At 69.5% G+C, this 16464-nt stretch carries 13 protein-coding genes and 1 pseudogene; 9 read left to right on the top strand and 5 right to left on the bottom strand.

What is annotated here, in order from left to right:
* Window positions 1-55 precede the first annotated feature (55 nt).
* Window positions 56-670 (top strand): nitroreductase family protein, encoded by a 615-nt coding sequence (locus tag OHB44_RS22625; protein WP_238684297.1) that lies wholly within the window; start codon window positions 56-58, stop codon window positions 668-670.
* Here OHB44_RS22625 and OHB44_RS22620 read toward each other — a convergent pair.
* Window positions 654-2198, bottom strand: a complete 1545-nt coding sequence (locus OHB44_RS22620; RefSeq protein ID WP_266305365.1) for an NAD(P)-binding domain-containing protein — start codon at window positions 2196-2198, stop codon at window positions 654-656. The genes OHB44_RS22625 and OHB44_RS22620 overlap by 17 nt on opposite strands.
* Before the next feature lie 124 nt (window positions 2199-2322).
* Between OHB44_RS22620 and OHB44_RS33525 the strand changes: the two are divergent.
* The 4 genes and pseudogenes from OHB44_RS33525 to OHB44_RS22605 all read left to right on the top strand — a co-directional run.
* Window positions 2323-2437 (top strand): annotated as a pseudogene (locus OHB44_RS33525) (sensor histidine kinase); the annotation flags it as partial.
* A gap of 78 nt (window positions 2438-2515) precedes the next feature.
* Window positions 2516-3286, top strand: coding sequence for an FkbM family methyltransferase (locus tag OHB44_RS22615; RefSeq protein WP_238684295.1), 771 nt, complete (start codon window positions 2516-2518; stop codon window positions 3284-3286).
* 22 nt (window positions 3287-3308) lie between these two features.
* Window positions 3309-4556 (top strand): cytochrome P450 family protein, encoded by a 1248-nt coding sequence (locus OHB44_RS22610; protein WP_238684294.1) that lies wholly within the window; start codon window positions 3309-3311, stop codon window positions 4554-4556.
* The gene (locus OHB44_RS22605) at window positions 4544-5176 is read left to right on the top strand and encodes a dihydrofolate reductase family protein (protein WP_330438172.1); all 633 of its coding nucleotides are present in this window, start codon (window positions 4544-4546) and stop codon (window positions 5174-5176) included. Before OHB44_RS22610 ends, OHB44_RS22605 begins: the two co-directional genes overlap by 13 nt.
* Here the strand turns inward: OHB44_RS22605 and OHB44_RS22600 are convergent.
* On the bottom strand, window positions 5160-6416 hold the full coding sequence (locus tag OHB44_RS22600) for an RNA polymerase sigma factor (RefSeq protein ID WP_330438171.1): 1257 nt from the start codon (window positions 6414-6416) through the stop codon (window positions 5160-5162). The two genes, OHB44_RS22605 and OHB44_RS22600, sit on opposite strands and share 17 nt — an antisense overlap.
* Before the next feature lie 175 nt (window positions 6417-6591).
* On the opposite strand from OHB44_RS22600, the gene OHB44_RS22595 reads away from it, so the two are divergent.
* A complete protein-coding gene (locus OHB44_RS22595) occupies window positions 6592-7974 on the top strand; it encodes an FAD-binding oxidoreductase (RefSeq protein WP_238684291.1) in 1383 nt (460 codons plus the stop codon).
* A gap of 192 nt (window positions 7975-8166) precedes the next feature.
* Window positions 8167-8937 carry a DUF2306 domain-containing protein gene (locus OHB44_RS22590; RefSeq protein ID WP_210780613.1) on the top strand — a complete coding sequence of 257 codons (771 nt, stop codon included), beginning with the start codon at window positions 8167-8169 and terminating at the stop codon, window positions 8935-8937.
* 160 nt (window positions 8938-9097) lie between these two features.
* On the opposite strand, the gene OHB44_RS22585 is transcribed toward OHB44_RS22590, so the two are convergent.
* The 3 genes from OHB44_RS22585 to OHB44_RS22575 are packed head-to-tail and all read right to left on the bottom strand — an operon-like array spanning window position 9098 to window position 12766.
* Complete coding sequence (locus OHB44_RS22585; protein WP_442932619.1) at window positions 9098-10342, bottom strand: acyl-CoA dehydrogenase family protein; 1245 nt, start codon at window positions 10340-10342, stop codon at window positions 9098-9100.
* A complete protein-coding gene (locus tag OHB44_RS22580) occupies window positions 10339-11169 on the bottom strand; it encodes an SAM-dependent methyltransferase (RefSeq protein WP_266305363.1) in 831 nt (276 codons plus the stop codon). Before OHB44_RS22580 ends, OHB44_RS22585 begins: the two co-directional genes overlap by 4 nt.
* A 34-nt stretch (window positions 11170-11203) precedes the next feature.
* Complete coding sequence (locus OHB44_RS22575; RefSeq protein WP_238684288.1) at window positions 11204-12766, bottom strand: class I SAM-dependent methyltransferase; 1563 nt, start codon at window positions 12764-12766, stop codon at window positions 11204-11206.
* A gap of 396 nt (window positions 12767-13162) precedes the next feature.
* Between OHB44_RS22575 and OHB44_RS22570 the strand changes: the two genes are divergently transcribed.
* The gene (locus OHB44_RS22570) at window positions 13163-14536 is read left to right on the top strand and encodes an acyltransferase family protein (protein WP_238684287.1); all 1374 of its coding nucleotides are present in this window, start codon (window positions 13163-13165) and stop codon (window positions 14534-14536) included.
* A complete protein-coding gene (locus OHB44_RS22565; RefSeq protein ID WP_238684286.1) occupies window positions 14533-16407 on the top strand; it encodes a hypothetical protein in 1875 nt (624 codons plus the stop codon). Before OHB44_RS22570 ends, OHB44_RS22565 begins: the two co-directional genes overlap by 4 nt.
* Window positions 16408-16464 lie beyond the last annotated feature (57 nt).

Genomic DNA, 16464 nt, shown 5'->3' with positions numbered 1-16464 from the left:
GCCACAGGTGACCGAGGCAGACCTGCAATCGAGGGTTCCGATCCAGCACGACCGTATGAGGCCGGCGGACATGGTGCGCGAGGCGGAGGCGTTCGCGGAACGGATGGCGCGGCGCCGTTCCGTGCGAGAGTTCGCCACCGACCCCGTCCCCGACGGGGTGATCGAGGCCGCGATCCGGGCCGCTTCGACCGCACCCAGTGGTGCCAATGTCCAGCCGTGGCGGTTCGTCGTCCTGACCGACCCGGCCCGCAAGCGCCGGTTGCGCGAGGCGGCGGAGGCCGAGGAGCGTGCGTTCTACGATCGCCGCGCCTCACCGGAGTGGTTGGATGCGATTGCCGGGCTCGGCACAGACTGGCGCAAGCCGTTCCTGGAGACCGCACCGGCCGTCATCGTCGTGTTCGAGATACACCAGGGGCCACACAGCCCGAAGCCGTACTACGTCAAGGAATCCGTGGGCATCGCCGTCGGTCTGCTGATCACCGCTCTGCACCACTGCGGCCTGGTCACACTGACCCACACGCCCAGCCCGATGCGATTCCTCAACGAGGTGTGTGAGCGGCCGCCGGAGGAGCGCCCGTACGTCGTCATGCCGGTCGGGTATCCCACGCCGGACGCTCACGTCCCGGACCTGACCCGCAAGCCCCTCGACGAGGTCATGATCCGCTGGTGAGGTCTGTGGTCAGGAACTCGACCAACGGCTCGACGTGTCGGTCCGGGCGTCGCCACTCGGCCAGGAGATCCTCCAGCAGGTGCTGCTCGGCGAGCAGTTCCGCTCCTCGGTACCGCCGGATCACCGGGTGGATGAAGGCGCTCTCCCGCGCCCGGTCGGGGGTCGGGTGCCGGTCGATGGCGAAGACGTCACCGTAGTCGTCGCGGCCCCACCGTAGCGCGAGCGTGTACCACTGCGTGGCGGACGCGAAACGCTCCACGGCGTAGTCCTCGGGCAGGTCCTCGTAGTGGTGGAAGTCGCCGGTGGCGTCGTCGCGCACGAGGACGTCGCAGAGGTATTCGAACTGGGTCCACAGCGCCGAGGACCAGTTCACCCGGTCGAGCATCAGCTTGGCCAGCGACGCCGCCTCCGCGGGCGTCGTCGTGTACGACAACGGCACGTCGTCGTACCGCTCCCGCAGGATCCGTGTCAGGGTGCGGAGGTTGTACCGGAATCCGTCGATGAACGGCGACGACGCGTGCTTGACGTCCCGGGCCTGGGCGATCGTGCCGGCGAAGTAGAGGTCGTCGATGTTGCTCGACTGCCAGTCGGGGCGTAGGCCGGGCATGCGGCCGTCCCGCACCATGTCGGGACGGGACGTCTCGTCGAACACTGTGGTGTCCATCCGGAAGCCTGTGCACCGCACCACCGTGTGGTAGTCGAGCACGGCGGTCTCACCCTCGGCGTGGGTGTACGTGATCGACACCTGGAAGCGCCCGTCGACGGGCCGAATCTCGTCGATCGTGCAGTCGAGCACCGAGTGCAGTGTCTTGAACTGGTAGCTGTCGAGGATCGCGCCGTACTGGCCCCGGACGTCGCCGGGGTGTTTGGTGTTCCACGCGAGCCGCAGGGGTTGCCGGCTGGCGAGGTGCACCATCGAGGCCCGGCCGAGGATGGCCGACGCGGTCTCGAAGGCCGAGTTGCCCTTCCCGATGATCAGAACCCGCTGGTCCTCGTACGCCGTGGGGTCCACGACCATGTCCTCGTACCCGATTGCGTGTTCGATGCCCTTGATGGCTGGCACGAACGGCTGGCCCCAGCCCGTCGCGACGACCAGGCAGCGCGCGCGGACCTCATCCTGGCCGGTGCGCACTGTGAAGCCGTCGCTCGTCCGCGTGATCTGCTCGACCGTCGTGCCGTACCGGACGTTGAGCTGGTGGACCCGCTGGAACTCCGCGAGGTAGCGCACCAGGTCGTCGGCTGCGGGCAGGTACTCCTCGCTGAAGTTCGGAAACAGCAGATCCGGGGAGTCGTTGAGCAGGGAGTTCCAGTCCCAGCGCAGGCGGATCTCGGGGTCGGTGCTGTCGGTGTGCACCTTGTTCAGCGAGATGAGCCGGCGATGCCGGGGGAACCGCTGGAAGAACCCGCCCGGTTCGGCACCACTCTCGAGCGTCAGGTAATCGGCGCCGTGCTGCTGGAGGTAGTAGCTCAGTTGAAGCCCGGCGGGCCCCGCCCCGACGATGACGTAGCTGTGCTTGTTGCCGACCATCCTGTGACCCTTCGACGCAGTGAGGAGTCCATCGACCATGGAATGGATAGCGGGACGTGTCAATGCTTGATGGCGTTCCAACCCGTTGACGGCTCACTTGGGAAGCGTCGCCCCGGACTGCTCGCTCGGCGTGGCCATCGTTCACGGCCCTGGTGGAGGCGCATGGCGCGCGGGTGGAGGTGCGCAACACGCCCGATGGCTGCCAGTTCGTGGTCCGCCTGGCGCTTCGCGGCGCAGCCTGCGCAACCGGGAAGGTGACCGCGGCGGTGGCCAGCACCCATTCTCAGGTGGTGTCCCGACCAGCGCGAGGAGTTGATATGGGCCTGATCCGGCGTCGGCTGCCCAACGGGCAGGATGTCACCCAGGTCGATGCCGCCGAGGCGGCGTTGCTCTACCGCGAGATCTTCGTCGAGGAGTCCTACCGTCGTCCCGGTGGCACTCGGCCGACACCCGGTGTCATCTTCGACATCGGCGCCAACATCGGCTTGGCCTCGATGTTCTTCAAGTCCCGTTACCCGGCCGCGTTCATCGTGGCGGCCGAGCCCGGCCCGGACACCTACCGGGCGCTGGAGGAGAACTTCGCGCGGCACGTGCCGGACGGGTTGGCCCGCAACGTCGCGATCACCGCGGCGGACGGGCACGCCCGGTTCGGTTACTACCCGAAGGCCCCAGCGGAGTCCGGGCTGTACACCGAGCAGGACCTCGAGACCGCCCTCGCCAGGAAACTGCTCATCGAGGGCGGTGTCCCGGTACGCGATGCGGAGCACCTGGCCACGTCCCGGCACCAGTTGTCCTATGTGGAATGCGAGACGATGACGTTCTCCCGGCTGCTGCGCGACTCCGGCGCCGAACGGGCGGACCTCGTGAAGATCGACGTCGAGAAGGCCGAGGCCGACGTGATCGCCGGCATCGCCGACGACGACTGGGCGAAGATCGGCGAGCTGGTTGTCGAGGTGCACGACATCGACGGCCGCCTCGGGAACATCGAGGCATTGCTGCGCCAGCGGGGTTTCGACGTCACCGACACCCAGGAACGCCGCCTCGCCGACACCGACCTGCACCTGACCTTCGCCGTCCGCGCGGTCTGAGAAACCCGTCGAGGAGTCAGCCATGGACAACGGATCACCCGTCAGGCTCGACCTGAGTGGCGCCGACATCCACGCCGAGTCGGCCCGCATCCGCGCACACGGGCCGGTGGCCCGGATCATGTTGCCGGGTGGGGTGCCCGCCTGGTCGGTCACCGGCTACGAGGCGGCGAAGGAGATCCTCGCCGACGACCGGTTCTCCAAGGACCCGCGCCAGCACTGGATCGCGTACGCCAACGGCGAGATCGGGCCCGACTTCCCGCTGATCGCCTGGGCCCGAATGGAGAACCTCACCAGCTCGGACGGGCCCGAACACGCCCGCCAGCGGCGGCTGATCCGTACGGCGTTCACGCCGCGTCGGGTGCAGACCATGCGGCCGGCGATCGAACGGCTGGCCGTTGACCTGCTCGACGACCTCGCCAGGCATCCGCCCACGGAGATCGTCGACCTGAAGGCGGGGTTCGGGCACCCGCTGGCGGCTCACGTGATCGGCGAATTGATCGGTCTGCCGGTCGCCGAGCGGGTGGGCATCGTCGGCGGTGGCGGCGGCTACGCCACCGCCAGCGCGAAGATCACCCCACAGGAGGCCGCCGCCGCCTTCGCCCGCTTGCGGGCACAGATGCACGACCTGATCGACCGCAAGCGCCGGGAACCCGCCGACGACCTGACCAGCGACCTGATCGCCGCCCGCGACGAGGGCGAACGGCTCGACGACGACGAGATTGTCAGCACCCTGCTTCTGCTGCTCAACACCGGCACCGAGCCCGCGATGAATCTGCTGGTCAACGCCGTCCGGGCGATGCTGAACGCCCCGGAGCAACTGCGCCGGGTCCGCTCGGGCGACGCCGGCTGGGCCGACGTCATCGAGGAGACGCTGCGGGTGGACGCGCCGGTCGCGCACCTGCCGTTCCGGTTCGCTGTCGAGGACGTCGAGATCGCCGGCGTACGCATCGGCAAGGGTGAACCGATCCTGATGCACTTTGCCGGGGCGGGCCGCGACCCGGCGGTGCACGGACCCGAGGCGGCCCGGTTCGACGCGGGCCGGGCCGACAAGCGGCACCTCTCGTTTGGCCACGGCATCCATCGGTGCCTCGGAGCCGCGCTGGCCCGGCTGGAGGTGGAGATCGGTCTGGACACCCTGTTCCGGCGCTTTCCGGGTCTGCGCCTCGCGGTGCCCGACGCCGAGTTGACCTCCCAGGGGACGTTCGCCATGAACGCGCCCGCCTGGCTGCCCGTGCTCCTGGGAATGGAGAGTCCCCGATGGCGCGAGTGACTGCCGACATCTCGGTGTCGATGGACGGTTTCGTGACCGGCCCTGATGACAGTCGCCTCCTGCCGATGGGCGTGGACGGCCACCGTCTGCACCAGTGGATCTACGACCTGGCCACCTGGCGGGCCCGCGTCGGCCTCGACGGGGGCCGGGCCAACCGGGACGCGGAGATCCTCGACGAGGGGTTCGCGTCCGTCGGTGCCCATGTGATCGGCCGGCGGATGTACGACCACGGGGAGAAGCCGTGGGGCGACGAGCCGCCGTTCGGGCTCCCGGTCTTCGTGGTCACCCACGAGCCCCGACCGGTTCTGGAGCTGGCCGGCGGCACCCGCTTCGAGTTCGTACCCGATGGTGTCGAGAGTGCCGTCAGCCGCGCGCTGGCCGCCGCGGGCGGCCGGGACGTGTCGGTGCTCGGGGGTGCCAGCGTGATCCGTCAGTGCCTGCGCGCCGGCCTGCTCGACGAGGTGGTGCTGCACGTGGTCCCGGTGCTGATGGGCGACGGGGTGCGGCTGTTCGACCGCACCCGCGACGGCCAGGTGGAGCTGCCGATCAGCCGGGTCGAGCAGCCCGACCAGGTCGTGCACCTGTGGCTGGCCCCGCAGGCGGTCAGCGCGGGCCGCTGAGCCGGGCCGCGCGCGACTCCAGGTAGCGGCGTTCGGGCAGGCTCGTGGTGCGCTGCGCCGCCCGCAGGTAGCACACCCGGGCCCCGCTCCGGTCCCCGGCCATTTCCAGCAGGTGGGCGCGTACCGCGTCGAGCCGGTGGTTGGCGATGCGGTCGTCGAGGCCGTCGAGCAGGCGCAGCCCGACCTCCGGACCCTTGGCCATGGCTGTCGCGACCGCCCGGTTGAGCGTCACCATCGGGTTCGGGTCGAGCTGTTCCAGCAGTTCGTAGAGGGCGGCGATCTGCGGCCAGTCGGTGTCGTCGACGGTCGCCGCCTCGGCGTGCAGCGCGGCGATCGCCGCCTGGATCTGGTAGGACTCCACCGGCCCGTCGCTCAGGCTGCGGGTGACCAGCGCGATGCCCTCGCGGATCGACTCCCGGTGCCAGAGCCGCCGGTCCTGCTCGGCGATCGGTACCAGCGTGCCGTCCGGGCGGGAACGGGCGTCGCGCCGGGCGTCGGTCAGCAGCATGAGCGCGAGCAGCCCGGCCACCTCACCGTCGTCGGGCAGCAGCCGGTGCACCTCGCGGGTCAGCCGGATCGCCTCCCGGGTCAGCTCGCCGCGCTGCAGATCCGGGCCGGAGGTGGCGGTGTAACCCTCGTTGAAGATCAGGTAGAGCACGTGCAGCACTACCCGCAGGCGCTCGCGTCGCTCGGCCGGCGGTGGCATCCGGAACCGGGTGCCGGTCGACCGGATCCGCTGCTTGGCCCGGCTGATCCGCTGCACCATCGTCGACTCGGGCACCATGAACGCCGCGGCGATCTGGCTGGTGGTCAGGCCGCCGACGGCACGGAGCGTCAGAGCGATCTGTGACGGCGCGGACAGCGCGGGATGGCAGCACATGAACAGCAGCATCAGCGTGTCGTCGTGCTGGTAGGGCAGGTCGTCGACGGAGGCGGAGACCGCCTCGTCGGCGCGGCCCATCACCGCGACGATCACCTCGCGATTGCGCCGGGCCTGGTCACTGCGCCACTGATCAGCCAACCGGCGGGTGGCGACGGTGCGCAGCCAACCGCGGGGATTGTCCGGCAACTTCTGGTCCGTCCAGCGTAGCGCCGCCTCCAGCAGGGCTTCCTGCACCGCGTCCTCACACGCCTCGAACTTGCCGTAGCGGCGGTAGAGCGCGCCCAGGACCTGCGGCGCGAGCTGGCGCAGCAGACTTTCGACCTCCGAGCGGGAGGCCACGTTACCCTCATCAGCCACGGTGCCGGGGTTCCTCCAGTGCCCTGGGCGGCGAACCCGCGGGCGAAGCGTGTGGACGAGAAACGTTGCTGATTACCGGCGGCAATGTCGAAAAACGAGGTACGGCTCCGACTTCACTGCGAAAGGGTACGCGGCCCTGGTGGGACCGCACCGCCATAACCAGGAGGTATCTTCCATGCAGGACGAGATCGTGGCGCCTACCGACACGGCTACCGCCGTGGCCGCGCAGCTGCGTGCGGGCGTCGTCGGCGAGGTGATCGAGCCGAGCGACCCCGGTTACGACCAGGCCCGCACGATTTTCCAGGGCGGCGTCGATCGGCGACCCGCCGTGATCGTCAAGGCGGTCAACGCCGCCGACGTGGCGCATGTCGTCTCGGTGGCCAGCGGGTCGGAGCTGCCGCTCGCGGTTCGCAGTGGCGGCCACAGCCTCTACGGCGTCTGGGACGACGCGATCGTCCTGGACCTCTCGAAGATGAACGCGTTGGAGATCGACGCCGACAGTCGTACCGCCTGGGCGGAGCCCGGTGTGCTCGCCGGCGCCTACACCGAGGCGGCCGCCGAGCACGGCCTGGTCACCGGTTTCGGCGACACCGCCTCGGTCGGCCTGGGCGGCCTGACGGTCGGCGGTGGCATCGGCTACCTGGTCCGCGCGCACGGGTTGACCATCGACAACCTGATCGGCGCCGACGTGGTGACCGCGGACGGCCGGCACCTCACTGTCGACGCCGACAACCACCCCGACCTGTTCTGGGCGATTCGTGGCGGCGGCGGCAACTTCGGTGTCGTCACGAAGTTCCGCTACCGGCTGCACTCCGTGCCGACGGTGCTCGGCGGCCTGCTGGTGCTGCCGGCGACGCCGGAGGTCGTGGCGGAATACCTGCGCATCTCGCTGGAGGCGCCCGACGAGCTGTCGAGCATCATCAACATCATGCCGGCGCCCCCGATGCCCGGTGTGCCCGACGAGGCGGTCGGTCAGCTGGTGATCCTCGCGATCATCGTCTACGCCGGTGACCCGGAGGAGGGCGAGAAGGTGCTGGCGCCGATCCGTGAGTTGGGCGTGCTGGCCGACATGGTCCAGCCGATGCCCTTCAGTGGCATCTACCAGCCGGAGGACCCGAACTACCACCCGCTGACGTTCAGCCGGACCAACTTCGTCGACGAGGTCGACGCGGCCACGGCCGGTCGGATCCTGGAGACGCTGCAGACCTCGTCGGCGACCATGCCCGTCGCCCAGCTGCGTCCGCTCGGTGGGGCGATGGCCCGGGTGCCGTCCGACGCGACCGCGTTCGCGCACCGCGACCGCAAGATCATGTTCACGGCGGCTGTCGTGTTCGAGAAGCCAGAGGAGGCCGCCGAGCACCGCGCCTGGGTCGACGAGTTCGCCAAGGTCGTGCAGCGGCCGGGTGGCGGCAGCTACGTCAACTTCCTCTACGACGATGCCGCCGAGCGCATCCACGAGGCCTACCCCGACGCCACGTACGCGCGGCTGGTGGAGCTGAAGCGCACGTACGACCCGAACAACCTGTTCAAGCTCAACGGCAACATCTCGCCCTCCTGAGCAACCTGCACCAGCGGTCGTGCATACCGCATCCTCGGAGATGACGACCGATTTCGACGGGTGCCAGAGTCGTAGGCGATTAACGGGTGGAAGATTCGCCGGCGTTCCCCGCCCCCTCGGGGAGCGCCGGCGATCCCGTGAATCAGGCAATCCGCCAACCCCTTGACGACCTACGACCCGAGGGACCCCTCCATGACGCAGAACGCGGAGAAAGCCACCATTCGGGTGGGCCGGTCGCCGACGCACGAGGCGACCGAACCATCACCATCGGTCCCACCGTCGGCCCCGTCGTCGTCGATCTGGCGTCAGCCCTACCTGTGGCTCGTCGTCCTCGCCGGCGCCGTCGTCTTCAACCTGCTGTACGCGTTCCCGCGCTACTTCAGCACGGACTCGGCGAACAGCCGCAGCATCCTCGACCCCGGCGTCCCGGTGCACTACAGCCTGGTCGTCGCGCACGTGATCACCGGGAACATCGCGATGATCACGGTGTTCCTCCAGTTCTGGGGCTGGCTGCGCCGCAACCACCCGAAGGTCCACCGGATCAGCGGCCGCGTCTACATCTTCGGCGGGGCCCTCCCGTCGGCCGCCCTGGGCGTGTTCACCCTGATCCCGCTGCGCGCCGACCACCAGGGCAGCATCGGCATCGTCACGATGGGGGTGGCCTGGCTCGCCACGACGATCACCGGTCTGGTGATGGTCCGCAAGGGACGCTACGCCGAGCACCGCCGCTGGATGGCGTACAGCTTCGCGCTGGCGTTGGGCACCACCTGGGGCCGCATCCTGGTCGGCATGTTCACCATCTGGCCCACGATGCCGTTGGCCATCAGCGTCATCGTCGAACTCGCCAACTGGCTCGGCTGGGTCCTCAACCTGGTGGTCGCACACTGGATCATCGAGCGGATGGCCAAGCGCCGGCACACGCCGGACGGCACCGAGGTCGTCACGTACCCCGCTCCCGCCTGAGGGTCCCCGCACCCACCCACGACGAAAGCCGCCCCCCGACCCCCGGGGCGGCTTTCGTCGTGTCCGGCGGGCCTGTTCGCCCGAGGGCTGGTGGTCGACGACGCCAGCAACGACGAATGGCCGGACGCGTCCGGCCATTCGTCGTTCCGTCGATGGGCGGTCAGGCGGTGAGCCGACCGAAGTGCGCCTGGGTGTAGACGCGGGGGAGAGCCGTCGTCAGGAGCACCGCGAAGCCCGCGTGGCTGTGACAGGTGGACAGGTCACGCCAGACTCGCTCCAGGCGGCCGTCGCCGGTGACCGAGCTGGTCCCGGCCGTGGGCTGGATGACCGCCTCGACGCCGCGCCAGGCCAGTTCCGCCGCCTCGCGGCAGATCATCGCGATCCGCAGGTCCTCCTCGAGGGTGAAGGCGGCCGGTTCGCGGGTGGTCAGGTCGTGCCACTGGCGGATCGCGCTCAACGTGATCGCCTCGGCGGCCGAGATCATGGCAGTGGCCTGACCGAACCACCGTTGGTAGTCCGGATCGTCGACGCGCAGGGTGATCGGTGGCGTCGAGGTCCTGCGGGTGGACAGGACCTCGCCGTACGCCTCCAGCGCGCCCTGCGCGATCCCGACCCCGAGTGTTGCGCCTTCCAGACACATCGAGCTCATCGGCGCCCCGCCGTACTGCGGGTGGGCGTGCAGCGCGCTCCCACTGGTCCCGGACGTCACCGAGACCTCGCCCAGGTGGGTGTGCTCGAGGCCGAAGTGGTCCGGGATCTCGGCCCGGTCGAAGCGGACGCTGTGCGAGCCGCTGCCCTTGAGCCCCAGTTGCCCGCCCCAGTCGTCGAGACGGGTCCAGGTGCCCCGTGGTGCGATGAACAGCAGCGGATGGGGTGGTTCGCCGTCGTCGCCGGCGACCATGGCGTGGCCGATGAAGTGGGTGGCGTAGGGGATGCCGGAGCAGTAGTTCCACGTGCCGTCGATGATCCAGCCACCGTCGGGGGAGCGGGTGGCGGTCCCGCCGGGGGCGATCACCGCCGGTGCGATGAAGTCACCACCCCGGAACAACTCGTCCTGCGCCTTCTCCTCGAACAGCATCGCGGTCACCAGCGAGTGGGCCGCGCCGAGGCAGAACATCCAGGCGGTCGACGGGCAGCCCCGGGCCAGGATCATCACCACCCGCAGGAACGTCTCGAACTCGAACTCGTACCCGCCGTAGCGCCGGGGCACGGTGATCCGGTAGAAGCCCGCGTCCCGGAACATCTCGTGGACGTCCTCACCGTAGAACGTCCGACGCTCCACCTCGGACTGCCGGGCCAGTAGTTGGGGAACCATCGCCTCGGCACGGGCGATCAGGTCGGCCGGCGTGAGATCCGGCTCGGGCACCGGGGGGAATCCTGGATCGGTCAACGCAGGCCTCCTCATCCGAGTGGCCGTCCGGCGGTGATGACGGCGTAGCCGACCTTGCCCGCCCCGGCCTCGAAGTAGTAACCGAGCGCCTTGCCCAGCTCGTCGACCGCCTCGGCGCCGAACTTCTCGGTGAGGTGGGCGCGCTGGCTCTCCGCCTCGGCGACGTACTTCGGTCCCTTGCCGAAGACCCGCGGCCCGCACTGCAGGTACTCGTGGAACTCGAACCCGGCGGCGGTCAACGCCTCGACCCACTCCGCTGTCGACTTGAGGAACTGCGCGTTGAACGTCGCCGCGAACTCGGCCGCCTCCTCGATCCCCATGCTGCTCTCGCGGGTCGTCTCGGTCAGCGTCAGCCGGCCCCCGGGCCGCAGGACGCGGAACAGGCCGCGTAGCACCCGGTCCAGGTCGGTGGCGTACAGCAGGGTCTCCATCGCGACGATCGCGTCGAACGACCCGTCGGGGAAGTCGAGGGTGTTCCAGTCGCCGTGTTGGAAGGTGACCGAGTCACCGAGGTTCGCCGCGACGGCGCGCTTGGTCGCCTCCTCGACCTGCACCGTGCTGATGTTGATGCCGACCACTGTGACGCCGTAGTCGCTCGCCAATTCGAGCGCGGGCGTGCCCAGGCCACAGCCGATGTCGAGGACCCGTTGGCCGGGACGCAGGCCGAGGGATTCGCCGACCCGGCGGGTGATCCGCTGTGACGCCTCCCGCATGGACGCCTCGTCCACCGCGTCGTACCAGTACGCGAGATGAACCTGCCCGTCGTTGAACGCGTTGGACATCGGCGTCGACTCGTCGTACATGGTCGCGATGTCGATCGGCGCGGTTGTGGTGTTCTCCATCCCTCTCCCACTTTCCATGTCGGGCCGCCGACCGTCAGGACGGGCGGCGTTCGGCGGTGACGAAGACGAACGTGCCCGGGTACGACTCGGCGATGATGGTCAGGCCGGCGTCGTCGAGCCACTGCTTGATCTCGGCGATCTCGAAGAGCACGAACCCGTCCGGGCGGGCGGGGAAGTGGTGCGACCGCTGGTAGTAGCGGTAAACCGGTGAATCGTCCCAGCGGAACGTCATGAGCGTGAGGGTGCCGCCGGGGCGCAGGCAGCGGCCGATCTCGGCGATAGCCCGACCGGCGTCGGGCACCGCCTGCAACGCGTTCCAGAAGTTGACAGCGTCGAGACTGGCGTCGGGGAACGGCAGGTCGAGCGCGTCGCCGCGGACGGCCGGCACCTCGGTCAACCTGCTGCGCAGGTCGTAGAGCATCGCCTCGTTCAGGTCCAGTGCGAGGACCCGCTCGGTGCCGACCGCCTCGCACACGACGGCGGTCCAGCGACCCGCGGCGGCGGCCAGGTCGAGCACGGTGCCGCCCCGATGCCAGAGGTGGGCGGCGATGTACTCGTCCTCGTCGGTCGGCGTGACCTCCCCGGACCAGTTGCGGCCCATGATGCGCAGGAAGTTCGGACGCATGCCCTGCTCGTAGTGGAAGCCGATGCCGGCGAGCACCGCCGCGTTCTGCAGCACGTCGGCCTCGGCGTCGTCACTGGAGTCGCTCTTGCCGGCGCCGGGGCGCAGCCGCTGGGACAGGTCGAGCACGCCGTGGGTGATCCCGTAGGCGGCGTCGCACTGCCCGCACCGGGCGACAGTGGTGTCGAAGGTCAGCGACCCCCGGCAGGCCGGGCATTTCAGCGCCTCGCGGTGCCGTTCGAAGGCGGCCGGGTCGAGGTCGCGGGGGTTGGTGTCCACGACCAGGTTGTGGGGGCTCGGGTCGACGGCCGCCGCGGGCATTCCGTTGCCCTGCGCCCACAGCGCCTTGGCCCCCATCGTGGCCAGCACCGAGCGGGTGTCGCCGTCCCAGGTCGTCCGGATCTGGCTGGGGGTCAGGGCGCGGATCCACCGCCTGTCGAACTCGCGCTCCGCCTCGCTGATGTTCCACTCGGCCGGGGACGGCCAGGCCCGCCCGATGTTCGGGTCGGCCTCGTCGAGCGTGTCGAGGGCGCGCTCGAGCCGGGTGCGGTCGGGGGCGTCGAGTCCGAGGTGCCGGGTCGCGGCGAGGATCCGCGCCCGGTCGGTGGGAAAGTGCGCCAGGAGGTAGAGCAGCGCGAGGGTGAGCGGCGCGTCGGGCTCGGTGGTGCCGCGGGCCGCGTCGAGGTAGCCGTCGAGGCCCTCGCGCACCGCCGTCGTCACCGGTCCGTCGGTCGCCGGGTGCTCAGCCTCGGCGAGCAGCCCGAGCAGCACCAGCAGGTAGCCCCGTCGGTCGGCGTCGACGCTGTCCAGTGCGTCGATCAGTTCCGGTACGGCCGACACCGCCGTGGGTCGGGCCGCGCCGTCGGTCCAGACTGCGCCGACCAGGTCGTGGAAGGCGTCGTCGATCCGGTGGGGGGCTGCGTCTCGGTACGAGCCGAGCAGCTCGTTGAAGGTGATTTCCGCGGTTTCGGTCATGTGCCCGTCCCGTCTCGGCCGTGTCCAGGTCAGCGGCAAGGCGCGTACGCGCCGGCTGCCCGACAGGTTGCCACCCGGCGCGGGGCCGAAGCACCTCTGACGTTGCGCTGCAGACGGCCGGCGGCGATCCGACGTCCACTTCGGACAGGTTGCTGGGAATCCAGCAATCTGGAAGATGCAGCCGCGGATGATCGCCTGAAAAATAACTGCCTGAACTTTCCGCTCTCGAACGACTCACGACCTCATGCCCGGCGGCGTCCGGACATGGAGGCGTTCGATCATCTCCACCCACCGTCCAGTCAGGGGGGGCGGGCCGGTGGGCGATCTTCGGCTGCGCCGCGGATGGCCCACGCAACACGTAGGGCGTTTGTCAGGCAATCGTGAGGGGAGCGTGTAATGACAGCGACCGAGGCGACGCACTCCGACGCCGAAATCGGCACACAGCACAAGCGGCGGTACGCGCGATACGACGGCCTCCGCGGCATCTGCGCGATCTTCGTGGTGATCTACCACATCGGCTACCAGTCCGGCATCAGCGAGTTGCCCGGCCACGAGGGGGTTCCCATCCTGGGAAGCCTCGTGCCGGCGTTCCGGATCTTCCTTCCGCCGTTCTTCGTCCTGTCCGGCCTGCTGCTCTACCGGCCGTTCGCGCGCGCCATCATCGCGGGCACCCCCCGCCCCGCGCCCGGCCCGTTCATCGTGGGCCGGGCGCTGCGCCTGCTGCCCGCCTTCTACCTGCTCACGCTCGTGGTCATGTTCACCCTCAACCTCTCCGCCGTCGACGGCGCGTGGGAGGTCATCAAGCCGTTCATCCTGCTGCACTACTGGCTCACGCCGGAGATGGCACAGTGGTGGCCGGGCATGGAGCACACCTGGACCGTCCCGGTCGAGATGTCGTACTACCTGGCCCTGCCGATCCTGGCCTGGCTGATCAACCGAAGCGCCCGCCGGGGCGCCGACCCGGCCGCGCGGGCCCGCCGCATCATCATGCCGTTCGTGCTCATGACCGTGATCGGCACCGCCTGGACGGTCTTTTGCTACCTGCCGTCGCAGGCCGAGCACACCTACTACTTCGTCTTCTGGCCGCTGGGCTACGCCGGGTTCTTCGCCGCCGGCATGGCACTCGCTACGCTCTCCGCGTACCGGGACGTGACAGGTGTGGTGCCGACCCTGCACCGCGCGGTCGCCAAGCACCCGATGCTGTGGTGGCTGGGCGCTCTCGCGGCACTGCTGCTGTACATCCCCAAGCCGTTCGCCCCGCAGGTCGTGGTCGGCACCTGGCCCGCGATGGCCCAGCACCTGGTGGAATACGTCCTGTTCTTCGCCTTCGGCCTGCTCGCGGTCGTCCCACTGACAGTGCCCGAGGTGCGCTCACGGTTCATGGACGCCGTGCTCACCAACCCGCCGATCCGCTACATCGGCCGCCTCTCGTACGGCGTCTACCTGTGGAACGTCCCGGTCATGTACTACTACTTCCAGTACGGGACGATCTTCGGCAACCAACCGCTCGGGCTCAACGACGCCCGACCCACGCTGCCCTTCGGCGAGCTGGTCGGCTTCGTCCTCTACGTGATCGTCGGCACGGCGCTCTTCACGCTGGTCAGCTACTACGTGATCGAGCGTCCGGCTCTGCGCCTGCGGCACGTCTTCAACGCTCCGATCTCCGCACTGGAACTGGGCTACGCCACGACGCCCGCCGACGACGCCCGCTCCGCCGACCGGGCCGAGCCGCAGGACGTCAGCGCGACGCGAAGGAGCACCGAACGATGAACCGACTGATCTCACGGCTCGGCGCGGGCAGTGTCGCCCTGTGCACCGTCCTGGCCCTCGGCGTACCGGGACCTGGGCGGGCCGCGCCTGCGCTGTCGACCCCGGCGCCCTCGCCCGTACGCACCGGCACGGTCACCTTGGTGACCGGCGACAAGGTGGCGCTCGACCGGGAGCGCGTTGTCGCCATCACCCCGGCGCCCGGCCGCGTGGGCACCCCGTTCCGGCAGTACCGGCAGGACGGGGAGTTGTACGTCGTACCCGCCGACCAGCTCGCGCGGGTCGCGTCGGGGCGGCTCGATGAGCGGCTCTTCGCCGTGTCGGCGCTGGCCCGGGCGGGTGTGTCCGACGCCCGCGCCGCCGACCTGCCGCCCCGGGCCGTGAAGCGCCAGGCGGTCGCCACGGATGGTGTCACGCTCACGTTCACCTTCCTGGACCGGCGGGGCATCCCGACGGCCGACTACTTCGTCAGCCTCTTCGACACCGTTTCGCGGCAGGAATACAGCGGCTACCACGAATCCGGTACCACCACCGTGACCGTTCCCGCCGGCCACTACTACCTGGAGGCGGGCGTCAGCGGCGCCAGCACCACCGACGTGGTGCCGTTCGACTTCTTCGTGGAGCCGGACATCGCGGCGACCGGAGACCTGGCGCTGACCTTCGACGCCCGCGACGCGAAACCGCTCACGTTCGGCCTGGACCGGCGCGGCGCCACCGGCATCCTCGACGTGATGCCCAGCCGCCAGACCGGCGTCGCGGCGGTCGGCTCCACCGTGCACGGCCCGCAGGATGAGATCCGCGTCCGCCCGTCTCGGACGGCCGCCGCCGGCCAGTTCACCTTCACCGTCGCCGCTCACCTGGGCAAACCGGACGGCAACGGTGGTTTCCTCGGCTCGCCGTACCAGTACCACCTGCAGTGGAGCGAGGACGGCACGGTACCGGCGAACCTGCACCGCGTGTTCCGCGACGCCGATCTGGCCAAGGTACGAAACGTCATCGCCGCGCAGGTGCCCGGCGCTGTCAACCGCAAGCTCTACTCGGCGTACGTGCAGCCACCGGCGACCATCACCGAATTCACCTCACCCGGCGCGGCGTTCTTCGAGGACGTGTACGAACTGGATGCGGACAACAACCTCAACTGGCAGATCGCCGACCTGCCCCGACAAGCCGGCATCGCCGGCAGCACCCGTACCGAGAAGTGGAATGTCGGGCCATTCGGGCCGGCCTTCGCCACCAGCCCCGTGTTGCCCGTGGTGTGGTGTGGCCGTTTCGGCGACCAGATGAACTTCGAGATTCCGCACTTTTCCGACCAGAATCCCGACCACTTCGGATTTTCTGGCACCCTGGCCGAGGAAATGCGGATGTTCCGCAACGGGCAGCCGCTGATTTCCCAGGACTCCGAGTTTGGAATCTTCACGGTGCCACCGGGGACCGCCACCTATCGCCTGGAGACCCGGTCCACCCGGGACACCTCGCCGTTCTCGACCGAGGTGCGGGGCGCCTGGACGTTCCGGTCCGGGCACGTCGCGGGCGGCCCGGCCAACGAGGCGGCGCTACCGATGGCGGCCCTGCGTTTCGCGCCCGCGCTCGATCAGCAGAACCGGGCGGCAGCCGGTCAGCGGTTCAAGATTCCGCTGTACCTGCAGGGGCAGCAGGGCGCTGTCCTCGGTGAGTGGGGCAACGTGACACTCGACGCGTCGTACGACGACGGCGCGACCTGGCAGTCGGCGCCCGTGGTGAAGACCACCGCCGGCTTCACCGCGACGGTCACCCATCCGGCGACGACCGGACTCGTGTCGCTGCGGGCCAGCGCCACCGACAGCCTGGGCAACAAGACGGAGCTCACGATTATCCACGCGTACCTCCTGAAGTAAAGGGCCGAGAAACCGCACCTTCGGAGTGCAGCCCGCACTCTCGAAGATGGCGCGTCT

The organism is Micromonospora sp. NBC_00821 (assembly GCF_036347035.1).
GTDB lineage: Bacteria > Actinomycetota > Actinomycetes > Mycobacteriales > Micromonosporaceae > Micromonospora > Micromonospora hortensis.
The sequence above is the reverse complement of the archived record's forward strand: the minus strand, read 5'-3'. Positions and strand labels throughout refer to the sequence as shown.

What these genes read in the sequence shown, in the direction of transcription:
- OHB44_RS22625 (WP_238684297.1), top strand. Translation starts at nt 56, where the DNA reads ATGAGGCCGGCGGACATGGTGCGCGAGGCGGAGGCGTTCGCGGAACGG.
- OHB44_RS22620 (WP_266305365.1), bottom strand. Translation starts at nt 2,198, where the DNA reads ATGGTCGGCAACAAGCACAGCTACGTCATCGTCGGGGCGGGGCCCGCC.
- OHB44_RS22615 (WP_238684295.1), top strand. Translation starts at nt 2,516, where the DNA reads ATGGGCCTGATCCGGCGTCGGCTGCCCAACGGGCAGGATGTCACCCAG.
- OHB44_RS22610 (WP_238684294.1), top strand. Translation starts at nt 3,309, where the DNA reads ATGGACAACGGATCACCCGTCAGGCTCGACCTGAGTGGCGCCGACATC.
- OHB44_RS22605 (WP_330438172.1), top strand. Translation starts at nt 4,544, where the DNA reads ATGGCGCGAGTGACTGCCGACATCTCGGTGTCGATGGACGGTTTCGTG.
- OHB44_RS22595 (WP_238684291.1), top strand. Translation starts at nt 6,592, where the DNA reads ATGCAGGACGAGATCGTGGCGCCTACCGACACGGCTACCGCCGTGGCC.
- OHB44_RS22590 (WP_210780613.1), top strand. Translation starts at nt 8,167, where the DNA reads ATGACGCAGAACGCGGAGAAAGCCACCATTCGGGTGGGCCGGTCGCCG.
- OHB44_RS22585 (WP_442932619.1), bottom strand. Translation starts at nt 10,342, where the DNA reads ATGAGGAGGCCTGCGTTGACCGATCCAGGATTCCCCCCGGTGCCCGAG.
- OHB44_RS22580 (WP_266305363.1), bottom strand. Translation starts at nt 11,169, where the DNA reads ATGGAGAACACCACAACCGCGCCGATCGACATCGCGACCATGTACGAC.
- OHB44_RS22575 (WP_238684288.1), bottom strand. Translation starts at nt 12,766, where the DNA reads ATGACCGAAACCGCGGAAATCACCTTCAACGAGCTGCTCGGCTCGTAC.
- OHB44_RS22570 (WP_238684287.1), top strand. Translation starts at nt 13,163, where the DNA reads ATGACAGCGACCGAGGCGACGCACTCCGACGCCGAAATCGGCACACAG.
- OHB44_RS22565 (WP_238684286.1), top strand. Translation starts at nt 14,533, where the DNA reads ATGAACCGACTGATCTCACGGCTCGGCGCGGGCAGTGTCGCCCTGTGC.